General features: G+C 43.3%; 14 protein-coding genes. All 14 read right to left on the reverse strand.

The window, feature by feature from the left end:
* Positions 1–21: 21 nt before the first annotated feature.
* The 14 genes from THEIN_RS10655 to THEIN_RS10715 all read right to left on the reverse strand — a co-directional run bounded on the left by THEIN_RS10655 (position 22) and on the right by THEIN_RS10715 (position 13,369).
* On the reverse strand, positions 22–300 hold the full coding sequence (locus THEIN_RS10655; RefSeq protein ID WP_041434724.1) for a hypothetical protein: 279 nt from the start codon (positions 298–300) through the stop codon (positions 22–24).
* 193 nt (positions 301–493) lie between these two features.
* Positions 494–1,564, reverse strand: coding sequence for an RIP metalloprotease RseP (gene rseP / locus THEIN_RS10660; protein WP_013908675.1), 1,071 nt, complete (start codon positions 1,562–1,564; stop codon positions 494–496).
* Positions 1,564–2,727 carry a 1-deoxy-D-xylulose-5-phosphate reductoisomerase gene (locus THEIN_RS10665; protein WP_013908676.1) on the reverse strand — a complete coding sequence of 388 codons (1,164 nt, stop codon included), beginning with the start codon at positions 2,725–2,727 and terminating at the stop codon, positions 1,564–1,566. Before THEIN_RS10665 ends, rseP begins: the two co-directional genes overlap by 1 nt.
* A complete protein-coding gene (locus THEIN_RS11840; RefSeq protein WP_013908677.1) occupies positions 2,720–3,502 on the reverse strand; it encodes a phosphatidate cytidylyltransferase in 783 nt (260 codons plus the stop codon). The genes THEIN_RS10665 and THEIN_RS11840 overlap by 8 nt, the downstream gene beginning before the upstream one ends.
* Positions 3,495–4,232, reverse strand: a complete 738-nt coding sequence (locus THEIN_RS10675) for an undecaprenyl pyrophosphate synthase (protein WP_013908678.1) — start codon at positions 4,230–4,232, stop codon at positions 3,495–3,497. The genes THEIN_RS11840 and THEIN_RS10675 overlap by 8 nt, the downstream gene beginning before the upstream one ends.
* Positions 4,232–4,789, reverse strand: coding sequence for a ribosome recycling factor (gene frr, locus THEIN_RS10680; RefSeq protein WP_013908679.1), 558 nt, complete (start codon positions 4,787–4,789; stop codon positions 4,232–4,234). The genes THEIN_RS10675 and frr overlap by 1 nt, the downstream gene beginning before the upstream one ends.
* Complete coding sequence (pyrH, locus tag THEIN_RS10685; protein WP_013908680.1) at positions 4,786–5,514, reverse strand: UMP kinase; 729 nt, start codon at positions 5,512–5,514, stop codon at positions 4,786–4,788. Before pyrH ends, frr begins: the two co-directional genes overlap by 4 nt.
* Entirely contained in the window at positions 5,514–6,113 is a 600-nt protein-coding gene (gene tsf, locus THEIN_RS10690) for a translation elongation factor Ts (RefSeq protein WP_013908681.1), read from the reverse strand. Before tsf ends, pyrH begins: the two co-directional genes overlap by 1 nt.
* A gap of 31 nt (positions 6,114–6,144) precedes the next feature.
* Entirely contained in the window at positions 6,145–6,996 is an 852-nt protein-coding gene (rpsB, locus tag THEIN_RS10695) for a 30S ribosomal protein S2 (protein WP_013908682.1), read from the reverse strand.
* A gap of 387 nt (positions 6,997–7,383) precedes the next feature.
* Positions 7,384–9,723 (reverse strand): flagellar hook-basal body complex protein, encoded by a 2,340-nt coding sequence (locus THEIN_RS11845; protein ID WP_013908683.1) that lies wholly within the window; start codon positions 9,721–9,723, stop codon positions 7,384–7,386.
* A gap of 59 nt (positions 9,724–9,782) precedes the next feature.
* Complete coding sequence (locus THEIN_RS12575; RefSeq protein ID WP_425358415.1) at positions 9,783–9,881, reverse strand: flagellar basal body rod C-terminal domain-containing protein; 99 nt, start codon at positions 9,879–9,881, stop codon at positions 9,783–9,785.
* Entirely contained in the window at positions 9,869–11,188 is a 1,320-nt protein-coding gene (locus THEIN_RS10705; RefSeq protein ID WP_013908684.1) for a flagellar hook-basal body complex protein, read from the reverse strand. The genes THEIN_RS12575 and THEIN_RS10705 overlap by 13 nt, the downstream gene beginning before the upstream one ends.
* Complete coding sequence (locus THEIN_RS10710) at positions 11,188–11,868, reverse strand: flagellar hook assembly protein FlgD (RefSeq protein WP_013908685.1); 681 nt, start codon at positions 11,866–11,868, stop codon at positions 11,188–11,190. Before THEIN_RS10710 ends, THEIN_RS10705 begins: the two co-directional genes overlap by 1 nt.
* Positions 11,869–11,878: 10 nt before the next feature.
* Positions 11,879–13,369 (reverse strand): flagellar hook-length control protein FliK, encoded by a 1,491-nt coding sequence (locus tag THEIN_RS10715; protein ID WP_013908686.1) that lies wholly within the window; start codon positions 13,367–13,369, stop codon positions 11,879–11,881.
* Positions 13,370–13,426: the final 57 nt, after the last annotated feature.

The raw sequence follows: 13,426 nt of genomic DNA on the forward strand, positions 1-13,426 counted from the left end.
TCTTCTAGGCGGTCAAGCCTTTTAATGACCCTGCAATGTTTTCTCAGTTTCCTTCTGGGCTTCAGCTAACTCATTTAGCTTTTTCTCGGTTTCTTTCTGGGCTTCAGCTAGCTCCTGAACCGTAATTTCTAGTTTGGTAAGGCGTTCTTCACTTCTTTTCTGGGCCTCGGCTAGTTTGTTTATAGCCTGCCACACTTTGCGAAAATTTTCTTCAGTTCGCTCGGCAAAGGCCTCAAAGCGTTTTTCAAAAACTTCGAAATCTTTCTTGGTGAGCCTTTCTCCGAGTTCTTTATCAACCAAATAAAAATATTCTCTATTCTTTTAAGGATTCTTTTAAGGGAGTCCTTAGCTCTGGTGGTAGTTTTTCCAGAATTTCAATAAGTTTTAATTCTGTTGGCATGTTTTTTAGGCAATTCTTATAAAATTTTTAAAAATTATATCACCCAGCTTTTGAAACGTAAATCTCTTGTTCTCTAAAGCGGTATTAAAAAAATTAACCGTTTCTCCCCAAAATGCGCATTATGTCATTATAAAACACCACCGCCATAAGAAGAAGGAGAAGAGCTAGCCCCACTCTCATGGCCAATTCTTTGACTTTGTCAGGTATGGGGCGTCTTATGACGGCTTCAATGGCGTACATAAAAAGATGCCCGCCGTCTAACATAGGGATAGGCAATAGGTTAAGTACGCCCAAATTTACCGAAAGAATGGCCATAAAAGACATAAGGGCCCAAACCCCGGCCTGAGCTTGTTCACCAGCTAGTTGAGCAATAAAAATGGGCCCACCAAGGGTAGATAAGGGTAGCACCCGTTCTATGAGTTTTAAGATTGATATTAAAGTGAGTTTGATGAGAGCGACAACCATTAGCAGGCCTTCTACCAAAGCTTTATGTGGCGCTACTTTCTGATAAATAGCTTTCCCGGCGGAGACAATGCCGATCATGGGGGTTCTTATTGTCTCACCAAAGAGGTTTTTGGCCTCTCTTATTTCAGGTTTTACTACCAGGGTTATCTCTTGCTCTCCTCTTTTGATAGTAAGTTTTAGGGGTTTAGCAGTTGCTATTTTGATTATTTCACTCAATTCTTCCCATGTTTTAATGGGCTTTCCGTCAATAGCCACGATTAAATCACCTGGTTTTAAACCTGCTTGCGCTGCTGGACTATTAGGAAGCACTTGACCCACTTCCGGAATATAAACTGGTTTTCCCTGAAAGGTAAAAACTAAAACAAAAAATATCCAGGCCAGAACAAAATTAGCTATAGGACCGGCCAGAACTATCAGGGCCCGGTCTTTCAAAGGTTTATGAGAAAACGAATATTTGATTTCTTCAGGGGATAATTCGTCGGCAGGACTTTCTCCTAAAAGCTTTACATAACCGCCAAGAGGAATAGCCGATAAACGATATTCAGTACCGTTTCTAACCCAGGCAAAAATTTTAGGCCCAAAACCAAGGGAGAAAACGAGGACCCTTACACCTAACATACGGGCCATGAGGAAATGGCCAAACTCATGAAAAAAAATCAAAACTCCTAAAACTATGATAACAGCTATGGCGGTATGCATTAATCTTTCTCCAGTTCATCAATTATTTGATGAGCAATAATTCTAGCAAATATATCGGCATTTATGACCTCATCTATAGACGATGGTTCTTTAATATCTGCCCGGACAAGAGTTTCTCTTATCACCTCAGGAATTAAGTCAAAACGAAGCCTTCCTTCTAAAAAAACTTCAACGGCGACTTCGTTAGCGGCGTTTAACACCGCCGGAGCCGTGCCTCCCAGGCGCAGGGCCTCATAAGCCAGGGCCAGACAGGGAAATTTCTCAAGGTCAGGGACTTCAAAGGTAAGCGGTGAGGCTTTAACCAAATCAAGCTTCGGAAAGGGCAGAGGTAGCCTTTCAGGATAAGAAAGGGCGTAAGCAATGGGCACACGCATGTCCGGTACGCCAAGCTGGGCTATAACTGAGCCGTCAACAAACTCCACCAGAGAATGGACAATGCTTTGGGGATGAATAACCACATCTATTTTTTCAGGCGGGACATTAAAGAGAAAGTGGGCCTCTATGACCTCAAGACCTTTATTCATAAGAGTAGCTGAATCTATGGTAATTTTAGGCCCCATCCGCCAGTTCGGATGTTTTAAGGCCTCCTCAGGCGTTATCTTGTTAAAAGTCTCTTTTGGCCTTTCCCGAAACGGTCCACCAGAGGCGGTGAGAATAATTTTATTGACTTCTTGAGCACGTCCGGCCTGTAAGGCCTGAAAAATTGCCGAATGTTCGCTGTCAACAGGGATAATTTGGCTACCGGTTTCTCGGGCCTTTTCTATGAGGAGCTTTCCAGCCATTACCAGGGACTCTTTGTTGGCCAGGGCCAGAGTCTTTCCTGCCTCCACCGCGGCAAAGGTGGGGAGAAGCCCAGCTGAACCCACCAACGCCGAAACTACGCTTTCCACTTCGGGGTGTCTGGCACAGGCGATAATCCCTTCTTTTCCGTGGAGAAGCTTTACGCCTTTGGGCAAAAGGGGTTTTAATTTTTCCGCCAGGTATTCATTTTTGCAGGCCACCTGCAAAGGCTTGAATTTCTCAGCCTGTTTAGCCAGGAGTTCAATGTTTTCTCCAGCCGTTAGAGCTACGACCTTAAAACGGTCAGGAAAGGCCTCTACCACCTCAAGGGTGCTTCGCCCTATTGAACCAGTTGAACCCAAAATCGCTATCTTTTTAGCCATGATACCAGATAATTAACCAGTAAAATAGCGGTGCGGCAAAGATTAAAGCGTCAACCCGGTCTAAAATACCACCGTGCCCGGGAAGAAGGCTCCCGGAGTCTTTTACGCCAAAACCCCGTTTAATGATAGATTCCATGAGGTCTCCCATCTGCCCAACTATTGAGGCCAAAAAGGCAAGGGGCAGAATAAAAGCTAATGACGCCAGCCCGAAAACAAAGTTTAACCCCGTGGCTAAAATTACCCCCAAAAGAGTGCCGCCAATAGCCCCTTCCCAGGTCTTTTTCGGGCTTATTACGGGAGAAAGCTTATGTTTTCCTAAGGTTCTTCCGGTGTAATACGCACCGGTATCCGTGCCAAAAATAGTGGCTATGAGCACGAGAAACCAGAAACGACCCTCTGGCAAGGTTAAAACCAGGTAAAGATGAGAAAAACCGAGAAAGACATAGGCGTAACCGGCTAGAGAAAAGAGAAAATCTTTCTGGTCTTCAGGCCTTTTATAATGTTTAAGAAAATAGAGCAAAATAAGAAAGAAACCCAGCCAGAGGCCCGGGGCAAACACCTTATAAAAGTAAATGGCTAGAAAGCTGCCCACTAAAGCCAGGCCACCTAGGATAAAGACTTTAGTATTAAACTTGGCCATCCCGGTAAATTCATGCCAGGCAATCAAGGTCGCGGCTGTAGCCAAAAAAGCTAAAAACCATAGCGGAGCCTTCAAAATAGCCGATACTAATAAAGGAAGCAGGACTATGGCGGTAAGTATGCGGGACTTATTCATGGACTTGTTCGCTTATTTTGCCAAAACGGCGTTCCCGGGCCTGATAATCTTTAAGGGCTTCAATGAATTCTTTTTCACGAAAATCAGGCCAAAGAGTAGGCGTGAAATAAAATTCAGTGTAGGCACACTGGTAAAGCAAAAAGTTTGAAATACGTTTTTCGCCGCTGGTGCGAATGAGAAGATCAGGATCAGGAAGATCTGCCGTGTATAAAAAACGGCCAAATAATTCTTCGTCAATTTCTTGAGGTTTTAAGTCTCCTTTAAGGCAGGCCTCGGCTATAAGTCTCGCGGCTCTCGCAATTTCTGCTCTACCACCATAACTTAAGGCCAGATTCAAGATAAGCCCCTGATTATTTTTCGTCTTTTTGATAGCCTTATCAAGTAATTCTAACACTTGCCGGGGAAGAAGTTCTATCTCGCCAATGGCCCTTATTTGCACGTCTTTTTCATGCAGTTCGTCAACCTCTTTTTGGAGGTATTCAGAAAGAAGCTTCATTAAAAAAGATACTTCTTCTTTAGGGCGTTGCCAGTTTTCTTTGGAAAAGGCGTAGAGGGTGAGCACCTTTACCCCTACTTTACGGGCCGCTTCCACCACCGCCCGCACGGACTTCATGCCCTCCCGGTGCCCCATGATACGAGGCAGATGACGGGCTTTGGCCCACCTGCCGTTGCCATCCATAATTATGGCCACGTGGGCCGGTATTTTTTTAGGATCAAGGCCTTGAATCATTAAATGGTCATTATGTCCTTTTCTTTTTGTTCCAGGAGCTTTTCTATTTTTCCGATGAATTCGTCGGTTATTTTTTGCACCTGTTCCTGGGCGCGGAAAAAGTCGTCTTCAGAAATCTCGCCTTCTTTCTTAAGTTCTTTTAAGTCGTCCATTACGTCGCGTCTAATGTTCCGCACCGCTACTCGGGCTTCTTCGGCAATTTTGCGAACCATCTTAACTAGCTCTTTGCGCCGTTCTTCAGTAAGAGGTGGCACGGCAATGCGGATGACTTTGCCGTCGTTTACGGGATTTAGCCCTAGTTCAGCCCGCTGGATGGCCTTCTCAATGGCCCCAATAGCTGATACATCCCAGGGCTGAACTAAAATCAGATGGGCATCAGCCACACTTATAGTGGCCATCTGATTAAGGGGCATAAGTGTTCCGTAGTAATCTACTTTTACTCCGTCAAGTAAGGCCACAGAAGCGCGGCCGGTTCTTATACGGGCGATTTCGTTTTTAAAAGTCTCAACAGACTTGGCCATACGCCGTTTGGCGTCTTCTAACAAATCTTTTATCATGCTCCACCTCCCACCAGCGTTCCCACTTTTTGCCCTAAAACGGCTTTAAGTATGTTGCCTGGTTCCTGCATGTTAAAAACCATTAGGGGCAGGTTATTGTCTCTGGCAAGGGTTATAGCCGTTAAATCCATAACCCGTAAGTTTTTTTCAAGGACTTCCTCATAAGTCAAAAAGTTAAACTTTTTGGCTGAAGGGTCTTTGACCGGGTCAGCGCTGTAAACGCCGTCAACCTTGGTGGCCTTAAAAACTATCTCGGCTTTGATCTCAAGGGCCCTTAATATGGCCGCGGTATCCGTGGTAAAATACGGGTTACCAGTGCCGGCGGCAAACACCACAAAGTAGCCTTCCTCAAGGTAAGATAGTGCCTTCTCACGTACAAAAGGCTCTACCACGCTTCTTATTTCATATGCAGAAAGCACTTTGGTGGGCACTCCGTGTTTTTGAAGCCCCTCAGCCAGGGCAATGGCATTTAATACCGTGGCCAGCATTCCCATCTGGTCGGCCCGCACCCGGTCAAACCCCTGAGCCACGCCAGCGAGCCCCCTGAATATGTTCCCACCACCTATGACTATACCTGTTTCAACTTTTAGGCGACGAAGGGCTGCTATTTCTTTAGAAATGAAGGTTAAAACCGAAGGGTCAATACCGTAGGCGGCAGGGCCCATAAGGGCCTCGCCGCTTAACTTAAGGAGGACGCGTCTGTATCGCGGAACCTCCTCAGCCATTATTCTTCTCCTACTTGAAATCTGGCAAAGCGCTTAATCTGAACGCGCTCACCAGTCTTTGACATGAGTTCGTTAAGTATGTCCTGAATGGTTAAGTCCGGGTTTTTAACAAAGGGCTGCTCTAAAAGGATTACCTCTTTGTAGAATTTTTCAAGTTTACCCTGGACGATTTTTTCAATCACGTGTTCGGGCTTGCCACTTTCTTTGGCCTGAGCAATATAAATTTCTTTTTCACGATTGAGGATATCTTCAGGGATATCTTCTCTGGCTACGCAAATGGGATTTGCCGCGGCAATGTGCATGGCGATATCGTAGGCAAACTGCTGAAATTCTTCGGTTCTGGCCACGAAATCCGTCTCGCAGTTTACTTCTACCATAGCGCCAAGCTTCTTGTTGGCGTGGATGTAAGCAGCCACCACGCCTTCGTTAGTGGCCTTATCCGCCCGCTTGGCCGCTACGGCCAGTCCCTTCTGGCGCAAAAGGTCAACGGCCTTTTCCATATCTCCACCGGCCTCTTCCAGGGCCTTTTTGCAGTCCATAAAACCGGCGGCGGTTTTTTCTCTAAGTTTTTTAATCATGTCCATGGTAATTTCTGCCATTGCTCTCCTCCTTAAGTACTATCGCGATATTTTATTGCTGGGTGGTTTCTTCCTGAATGGCTGTTTCAGATTCGGCTTCGGCTAAAGCCTCGCTTACTATTTCCTCAGCTAATTTTTCTGTGTCTTCGGCACCTTCCTGAGCTTCTTCAAGCATTTCTGCTTCTATTTCTTTGTCAGTCTCTGCCTGGAGTTTTTCCTCCCAGAGGGCCTTTCCTTCCAAGCAGGCATCAGCCAACCGGCTGGTGATAAGCTTAATGGCACGAATGGCATCGTCGTTTCCAGGAATGATATAGTCAATAAGATCCGGGTCGCAGTTGGTGTCCACAATAGCCACAATGGGGATACCGAGTTTTCTCGCTTCAAGCACGGCAATGTGTTCTTTTTTAGGGTCAACGATGTAGATGGCCTGGGGCAGGTCTTCCATATCTTTGATACCGCCCAGGTTTCTTTCAAGCTTCTGCTTTAACCTTTCAAGCTTTAAGCGTTCTTTTTTGGGAAAGCGCTCAATTGTTCCGTCTTCAAACCATTCTTCAAGCTGCTTTAGCTTTTCAATGCTTCGGCGAATGGTGCGGAAGTTGGTAAGCGTGCCACCGAGCCAGCGGTGATTTACGTAAAACATGCCACAGCGTTCAGCTTCTTCCTTGATGGTGTCCTGGGCCTGCCTTTTGGTGCCCACAAAAAGAACTTTGCCACCGTTAGCCACGGTATCAACGAGAAAATCGTAGGCTACGTCAAAGAGTTTAACCGTTTGTTGAAGATCAATAATGTGGATACCGTTTCTTTCTCCGAAGATAAAGGGCTTCATCTTCGGATTCCAGCGGCGGGTCTGGTGCCCAAAGTGGACACCGGCTTCTAAAAGCTGTTTCATAGTGAGACGAGACATAAAACGACCTCCTTTTGGGTTTTTCCTCCGCCCTGTTTAAGCGGCTAATCCGCACACACGGACACCCAGCCGCCCGTCTCACAGGGCGTGAGTTTTTCCGCTATTTAACACTGAAGTTTTGATTTCGGCAACCACTTTTAGTTGAGACTTTTGCAAAATATTTCATTTAAGAGACTGCTTCGCTCCGCTCGCAGTGACAGGGAAGGGAACGGCTCATCGCAGTGACACCTGAGAGAGTCATTGCGAGCGAGTCGCAGGCGAGCGAAGCAATCTAAGGGCCTAAGCAACTCTCTCGCGAAGCGCCCATGGTCCCATGACGATCAATCTATGTTTTGCAAGGTCTCTTGGTTACAAAAATAAAAAGCGGGCCGGAGGGCCCGCCTAAGGTTATCGTTTGAGGTTGATAAGCTCTTCAAGCATGGCGTCAGTTACGGTGATGGTGCGGGCATCAGCCTGAAAGCCACGCTGAATGGTTATCATCTTTACGAACTGCTCGCCGAGGTCAACGTTTGACTGCTCAAGGCTGTTAGGGGCAATGGAGCCAAGGCCGTTAGTGCCTGGCTTTCCGGTAACCGGGGGCCCTGAGTGGGTAGTTTCTCGGTAGAGGTTTCCTCCGGCCTTATCAAGCATCTCTGGGGCGTTAAAATTAGCCAGCCCTACCATCCAGAGGGGAATAACTCGGCCGTTTGAGTAGTGCCCGGTGAGCACGCCTTCGGTATCAACAGAGATGGACTCAAGGTAGCCTGGGCCGTAGCCGTCCTGGTCGTAAAAAATGGTAGAGTTACTGGTGGCATATTGAGTGGTACGCACAGACTCTGACCGCCAGGCACCATCTTTATAATAATAGCCAAAGTTCAATTCTATTTTTTGAATATCGTTATAAGCGGCGGCTAAGGTCTCATCTGTTTGCGGGGGGTCCTGATCCAGATTAAGACCTAAAAAGTCAGCCGTAACTATAGGATAACCATGAGAACCAATAACATCAAAACCATCGATGGTATCACTTACCGGGTTGCCAGAATCGTTAACAATTTGGACAATATCCCCTGTGTTAGGGTCAACTCTATAAGTATCATAAAAGTTTTTTATATTTCCCTGATTATCAAATTCAACTCTTCCATACATCAATACTCCTTTTTTAACTTGGGTTAGAGTATTTCCAGAGGGAATTTCTCTTTTTACTGTAACTGAGCCTTCGGTGGTAGTCCATTGCATAGGTACGCTATCAAAAGTAAAATCTCTTTGATCTTCGTCAGGGTTACAGGCAACTAAAAATTCATATACATTGTCTCTACTTGTTCTATCATAATAAATCGTTACTTCATGGGGTGTTCCCAAAGAATCGTATATTGTAAGGGTGGTTCTATATGTATAATCAGTACTAGCCAAAGGGGTATCTTTTCTAGCATCCCACTGGTCATAAAGAGTATTTATTTGTTGTAGGCGGAAAAAGTCTTCTCCAGATTCACTTTGGATAGTAGCTAGATTTCCTGCCCCTCCTGTATCAACATTGTCCCAATTAAGGTCTATTTTTTGAGTGGTGCCATCCAGAAAAAAAGAAGCATTTCGTTTAATGTCACTAATATTCGCTCCCCAAGAAAGAAGAGTACCATTTTCATCAGCTGGCAAAGTGGCTCCGGTAGTAGGGGGTTGAAATACTAAATAATGCCAACGCCCATCAGCAAGCTCCGGCAATTTATCTCTTATTTCTGCAGGAAAGTCAGTATTGTTAGGAGGGGTTCCATTTTGAAAATATAAATATATCCTTAAAGAAACATCATTTCCATTAATATCTTTGACAGTTACATCGATAGATTTCCAAGTATTTTCAGGAATAGGAGTATTATTATCGTTGTCTAATTTAATGAGGCCAGCTGGCCCAGGAACGTTTAATCCTTCTTGAAGTCCGTCTTCGTGGGTAACATTTGACCAATTTATTAATATTTTTTCTTTGGTGAGTGGCAACTCAATGGTAGCTTTTGTCGCCGTAGTATCTGCTCCGCTTGCCAATACTTCACCAGTGGTTTCATAAATTATCTGATAACTGTCCCACTTTTGGGTAGTTCCATTCCAGGTAAGCTCTACTTTTATAGGAATATCTTGACCATTTATATCGCGAACCACAAAGTTAGTAGTTATGGTCTCTGGAGGATCCCCTGACGCTACATACACATTCCCTTCTAAAGGGATTTCTATATTTTCCAATTCTTCCCTAGCGTCTAAATTAGTTATTACATCTATTTTGGATGTCTGGACAGGAGGTGAGCTTCTCTGAATCTGGATATCTTGTAAGGCCCCGGTTATATCGCCTGAGACTTCGTCTATCTGCCAGCCCTGCACCCTAAGCCCTGCGGGGTTAACCAGATAGCCCTGTTTTTCCACCAAAAACTGGCCATCTCTGGTGTAAAAGGTATTACCAGCTGATTTTGGATCTTTAAGGATAAAAAAACCATTTCCCGCAATGGCCAAGTCAGTGGGGCTGGCGGTGGACTCAAAAGAACCTTGTTGCATCATGGGATAAAGGGCATTAATAGAAGCTCCGCGGCCCATCTGGCCAGAACCAGAGCTGGTATTAATGCGCTGGGCCATTACGTCTGAAAAGGTTATGCGGGCCCCTTTAAAAGCCGAGGTATTAAGATTAGCTACATTGTCACCCACCACGCTCATGCCGTGGCCTAAACTCCTCAAACCACTGGTACTAGCAAAAAGGGCATCTGTTAAACCCATAACTTACCTCCTGTTTATATTAAAATTTTCGTCCTGTTAGTTACCGAGCATTAATTTTGCTAAACCTGGCGCAAAAAGTCCTCAAGCATCTGGTCCGCCGTAGTAATAATGCGGGCATTGCTTTGAAAGGCCCGCTGTAGAGTTATTAAATGGACCATTTCGTTGGCCACATCAACGTTTGACCCTTCAAGGGCGCCACCAAAAATGGCCCCAGGGCTATCTTTTCCTGGCGGAAAAACTTCTGGCTCTGCTCCGCCAACGGCCTTAAAAAGATTCCCCCCGCTCGCTCAAGTTCATCAGGACTACCAAAAAGGGCAATAGGAATACGAGCCGCGGAAAAGGTCTGGTTATTAGTATAACTTGCCTCAACAATGCCCTTTTCAGAAACCTTCAAGTTTTTAAAAAAGCCTGGAGGATAGCCGTCTATATTCTCGTTAAGCACGGTGAAGGGAGAAGCAAAGGCCGTGCTGGCGTGGTCATCAAGGCGCTGCCAGGTGCCCGTTTGACTGTCAAACTTGATTCCAAAGTCAAGGGCTATATTTTGGCTTTGTGAGCCAAAGTTAACGGTAAATTGGGGAAAACCTTCTTCGGAAAAGTTGTTTAAGGGGGTGCGGGTCCCGTTGGTATCGGTTATTAGTTCCAGGTCTTCAAGGCCTTCTAATTCTCCCATGGCCCCAAAGCGGATTTTTCCTGTAAGCAGGGCCCCGGCATACTGCCCCTGACCGCGAGGGTCAAGTTCAGGGTCCATGGTGATTAAAAATTCAAAAACCCTGGGTTCGGTAGTGGTGTCAACATACAAAGAAAGATTGTGTAAATTACCAAGGCTGTCATAAATTGGTAGTTCAGTTTTAAATTCATAACCGCCTTTATCAATTGGCGGGTCATTGTTAGCATTCCAGTTATCAATAAGATTGTCTTCAATTACTTCGGTAGGTTTGCTGGCGTCAAAATTCATCTGGAGGACGATTTTACTGCTGGCCTGCCCGTCAATGTAGCTTGGGATTTCTATAGGTGTTAGCTCCCCGGTAGTAACAGTTTCAGGGTCAACGCCTTCAGGAATATTCCAGCCAAGCAGATCATAGCCAGTTGGCAAAGAAAGCCTTAAAGCACCAGAGTCCAATTTACGAGGTATAAACTGCCCATCACGGGTAAAAAAAGTGTTCTCACCGTCAGAGACCATAAAAAAGCCTTTACCTGAAATGGCGAGGTCTGAAGGGCTCTCGGTTTGTTTTATTGGGCCTTCGTGATAAAGGACTTCTATATCTTTCACTCTGCTACCAAGGCCTTTTTTGTTATAAGGCGGGGCCTCGGTGTTCACGTTGCCGAACATGTCCTCAAATAACGCCCGGTTAGCTCTGAAGCCTGTGCTTTCTAAATTGGCTAAGTTATCTGCCGTAACGCCTATGCCGTGGCTCATGGTAGAAACACCACTTTTGCCTACGTAAATGCTTCCGAAAAGGCCCATTACTCATCCTCCGCCAAGACTTTTTCAAGGTCAGTGAGAGATATAGTATCCTTGCCGTTAAAAAGAAGTTTGTATTCTCCGTCCTCCAAAAGAGCACCAGTTAAACGACCAATAGTTTTAATTGATAAGTTATCCAGATCTTTGGGATTTTTAGGTTCTAGTACTAAACGATAGGTACCGTCAGCGACTTGATTTCCATTTTTGTCCGTAGCGTCCCAGTCAAGTTCATGTTTTCCGACAGAAAGAGGACCAAGGTCTAGGACTTTGACAAGGTTGCCATTAGCATCATAGATTTTAGCTAAAATATTATCTGTAGCTTCTTTAGCCTCGATTTCTCCTCCTAGAAATTTACCACCTTCAACTCGTAGTAAGTGATTTTTGACTGATGCTTTTTTACCAATCAAACTAGCAATAGTTTGGAGAGTACTTCCCTTAGCTATATCTGCTATTTTTGATAATTTTTCATTTAAGTCGTAAAGTTGGTCAACTTGGTTAAATAGCGCTAATTGAGTAGCCATTTCGTTATTATCCAGAGGTTTTAATGGATCTTGGTATTCTAGTTGTTTGATAAAAAGAACCATAAAGTCGTCACGATCTAGAACTTTTTTGGGAACTCTGGTTTTGGGAGAATTGTCAAGTTCAGTAAAAAGTTTGGGAGCCTGTTCTGTGTTATTTATCATTCTTTTTCTCCTAAACTACTATGTTTATGATGCCGTTATGTCTGTTTTCATAACTTTTATTTTCGTCAGTATGTTCTCTAATTCCCATAGAGTGGGCATAATTTCCTGACTCTTGTTGGTAACTACCTTCAGAATAATCTTGAGCTAAATTTATTTCCGCTCCGCCAAATTGGAGACCAAGATTTTCTAAAGAACTGCTCAATTGATGCAGGTGTTGGTGAAGAGCCTCTGCAGCCTTGGCGTGACCTACGGTAAGGAGAAGTTTAACTTCACCCTTATCTACAGAAACCGTAACGTGAAGTTCTCCTAGCTCAGGTGGATCTAATTTAATACGCGCCTCATGTTTACCCTGTGGGTATGTTTTCAAAACTAGCTCTTTTACGAAGTTTGGTATTTCTTCAGGCTTAAAATTTTGGACCGAATGATGAATTTCTTTATTAATTGTTATATGTTTTGTCGTTTCTATTTCTGTATTAGTTGTTATTTTTGCGTGGGCTATTAAGTTATCTTTTTTTTCGGCAAGATTAGTTAATAATTCTTTATGTTGTTTTGTCTTATGTGTGTTTTCTGTTATTTCAACCCCCTTTTTTACCTTGATATGTTGACCTTCTTTTTCTTTTTTAGTTGTAATTAAGTTATCTGTATTTTTTGTATTATCAATGTTCTCTTTAGAATCTTTTTTTGTTTTACTTGAAAAATTTACTTTCTTAAACAGTACTTCTTTTTGAGGAATATTTCTAGATATCAATATTTGATTCTTGTTGTTTTTCTTTGTGTTTTGATTGATAGCTAAAACTTCCTCTTCTGAAGCGTTATTTTTACGGTTTTGACTTATTTTTTCAAATTGATGATCCTTTCTTGAAAGAGATTTAAAGTTATTTATTATGTTCTCTAGGTTTTTTTTAGTTAACACTATATTTTGTTCTGAAAGGTTCTCTTCCAGTGAATTCAAGTCACTTTTAATTCGGCTCAATATCTTTTCTAGCTTTAAAATATTGCTATCTTTTTTGTTATTCGCTAGGTTCAGTATTTCTTTATTTTCGTTTGAAAAATTTTCTTTCAAAATGTTTATGAGATTCTCTAATTTGTTTTTTAATTCTTTGATTGTATCTCCAAAATTTGTTATTATTTTTTCTCTTTCCTGTATGGAAAAGTTTTCTAAATATTGATTTATTTCTTTTAAAATGTTTCCGATGAGAATTACAATGTTTTCAGGAGATTCTTCCGAATTATCCTTTGTTTTTAAAATCTCTTTTAAATTATCAACCTTTTTTAAAATATTTTTTTCTAAATTTGTCGTCAAAAACATCCCTTGATAGTTTTTATTATCTTCAGGGCTTGCTTGTTGGTTTTGAATTCCTGCTGGCAAATCTAAATTATTTGCTTCCTGGCCTAATAACATCATAAATAGGGCTAGAAAATCTCCAGCCATTATCCCCTGCCCCAGAGATAGATTGCTAACATTTCCATTTGAAACCATTGTTAAGGAGTTTAACTTCATGTTTCACCTCCTGTGATACAACCATGCAATAGGTATGCCAAAAGTAGATGAGTAAAA

The organism is Thermodesulfatator indicus DSM 15286 (genome assembly GCF_000217795.1).
Classification (GTDB): Bacteria; Desulfobacterota; Thermodesulfobacteria; order Thermodesulfobacteriales; family Thermodesulfatatoraceae; genus Thermodesulfatator; species Thermodesulfatator indicus.

What these genes read in the sequence shown, in the direction of transcription:
- rseP (WP_013908675.1), bottom strand. Translation starts at nt 1,564, where the DNA reads ATGCATACCGCCATAGCTGTTATCATAGTTTTAGGAGTTTTGATTTTT.
- THEIN_RS10665 (WP_013908676.1), bottom strand. Translation starts at nt 2,727, where the DNA reads ATGGCTAAAAAGATAGCGATTTTGGGTTCAACTGGTTCAATAGGGCGA.
- THEIN_RS11840 (WP_013908677.1), bottom strand. Translation starts at nt 3,502, where the DNA reads ATGAATAAGTCCCGCATACTTACCGCCATAGTCCTGCTTCCTTTATTA.
- THEIN_RS10675 (WP_013908678.1), bottom strand. Translation starts at nt 4,232, where the DNA reads ATGATTCAAGGCCTTGATCCTAAAAAAATACCGGCCCACGTGGCCATA.
- frr (WP_013908679.1), bottom strand. Translation starts at nt 4,789, where the DNA reads ATGATAAAAGATTTGTTAGAAGACGCCAAACGGCGTATGGCCAAGTCT.
- pyrH (WP_013908680.1), bottom strand. Translation starts at nt 5,514, where the DNA reads ATGGCTGAGGAGGTTCCGCGATACAGACGCGTCCTCCTTAAGTTAAGC.
- tsf (WP_013908681.1), bottom strand. Translation starts at nt 6,113, where the DNA reads ATGGCAGAAATTACCATGGACATGATTAAAAAACTTAGAGAAAAAACC.
- rpsB (WP_013908682.1), bottom strand. Translation starts at nt 6,996, where the DNA reads ATGTCTCGTCTCACTATGAAACAGCTTTTAGAAGCCGGTGTCCACTTT.
- THEIN_RS11845 (WP_013908683.1), bottom strand. Translation starts at nt 9,723, where the DNA reads ATGGGTTTAACAGATGCCCTTTTTGCTAGTACCAGTGGTTTGAGGAGT.
- THEIN_RS12575 (WP_425358415.1), bottom strand. Translation starts at nt 9,881, where the DNA reads ATGGTCCATTTAATAACTCTACAGCGGGCCTTTCAAAGCAATGCCCGC.
- THEIN_RS10705 (WP_013908684.1), bottom strand. Translation starts at nt 11,188, where the DNA reads ATGGGCCTTTTCGGAAGCATTTACGTAGGCAAAAGTGGTGTTTCTACC.
- THEIN_RS10710 (WP_013908685.1), bottom strand. Translation starts at nt 11,868, where the DNA reads ATGATAAATAACACAGAACAGGCTCCCAAACTTTTTACTGAACTTGAC.
- THEIN_RS10715 (WP_013908686.1), bottom strand. Translation starts at nt 13,369, where the DNA reads ATGAAGTTAAACTCCTTAACAATGGTTTCAAATGGAAATGTTAGCAAT.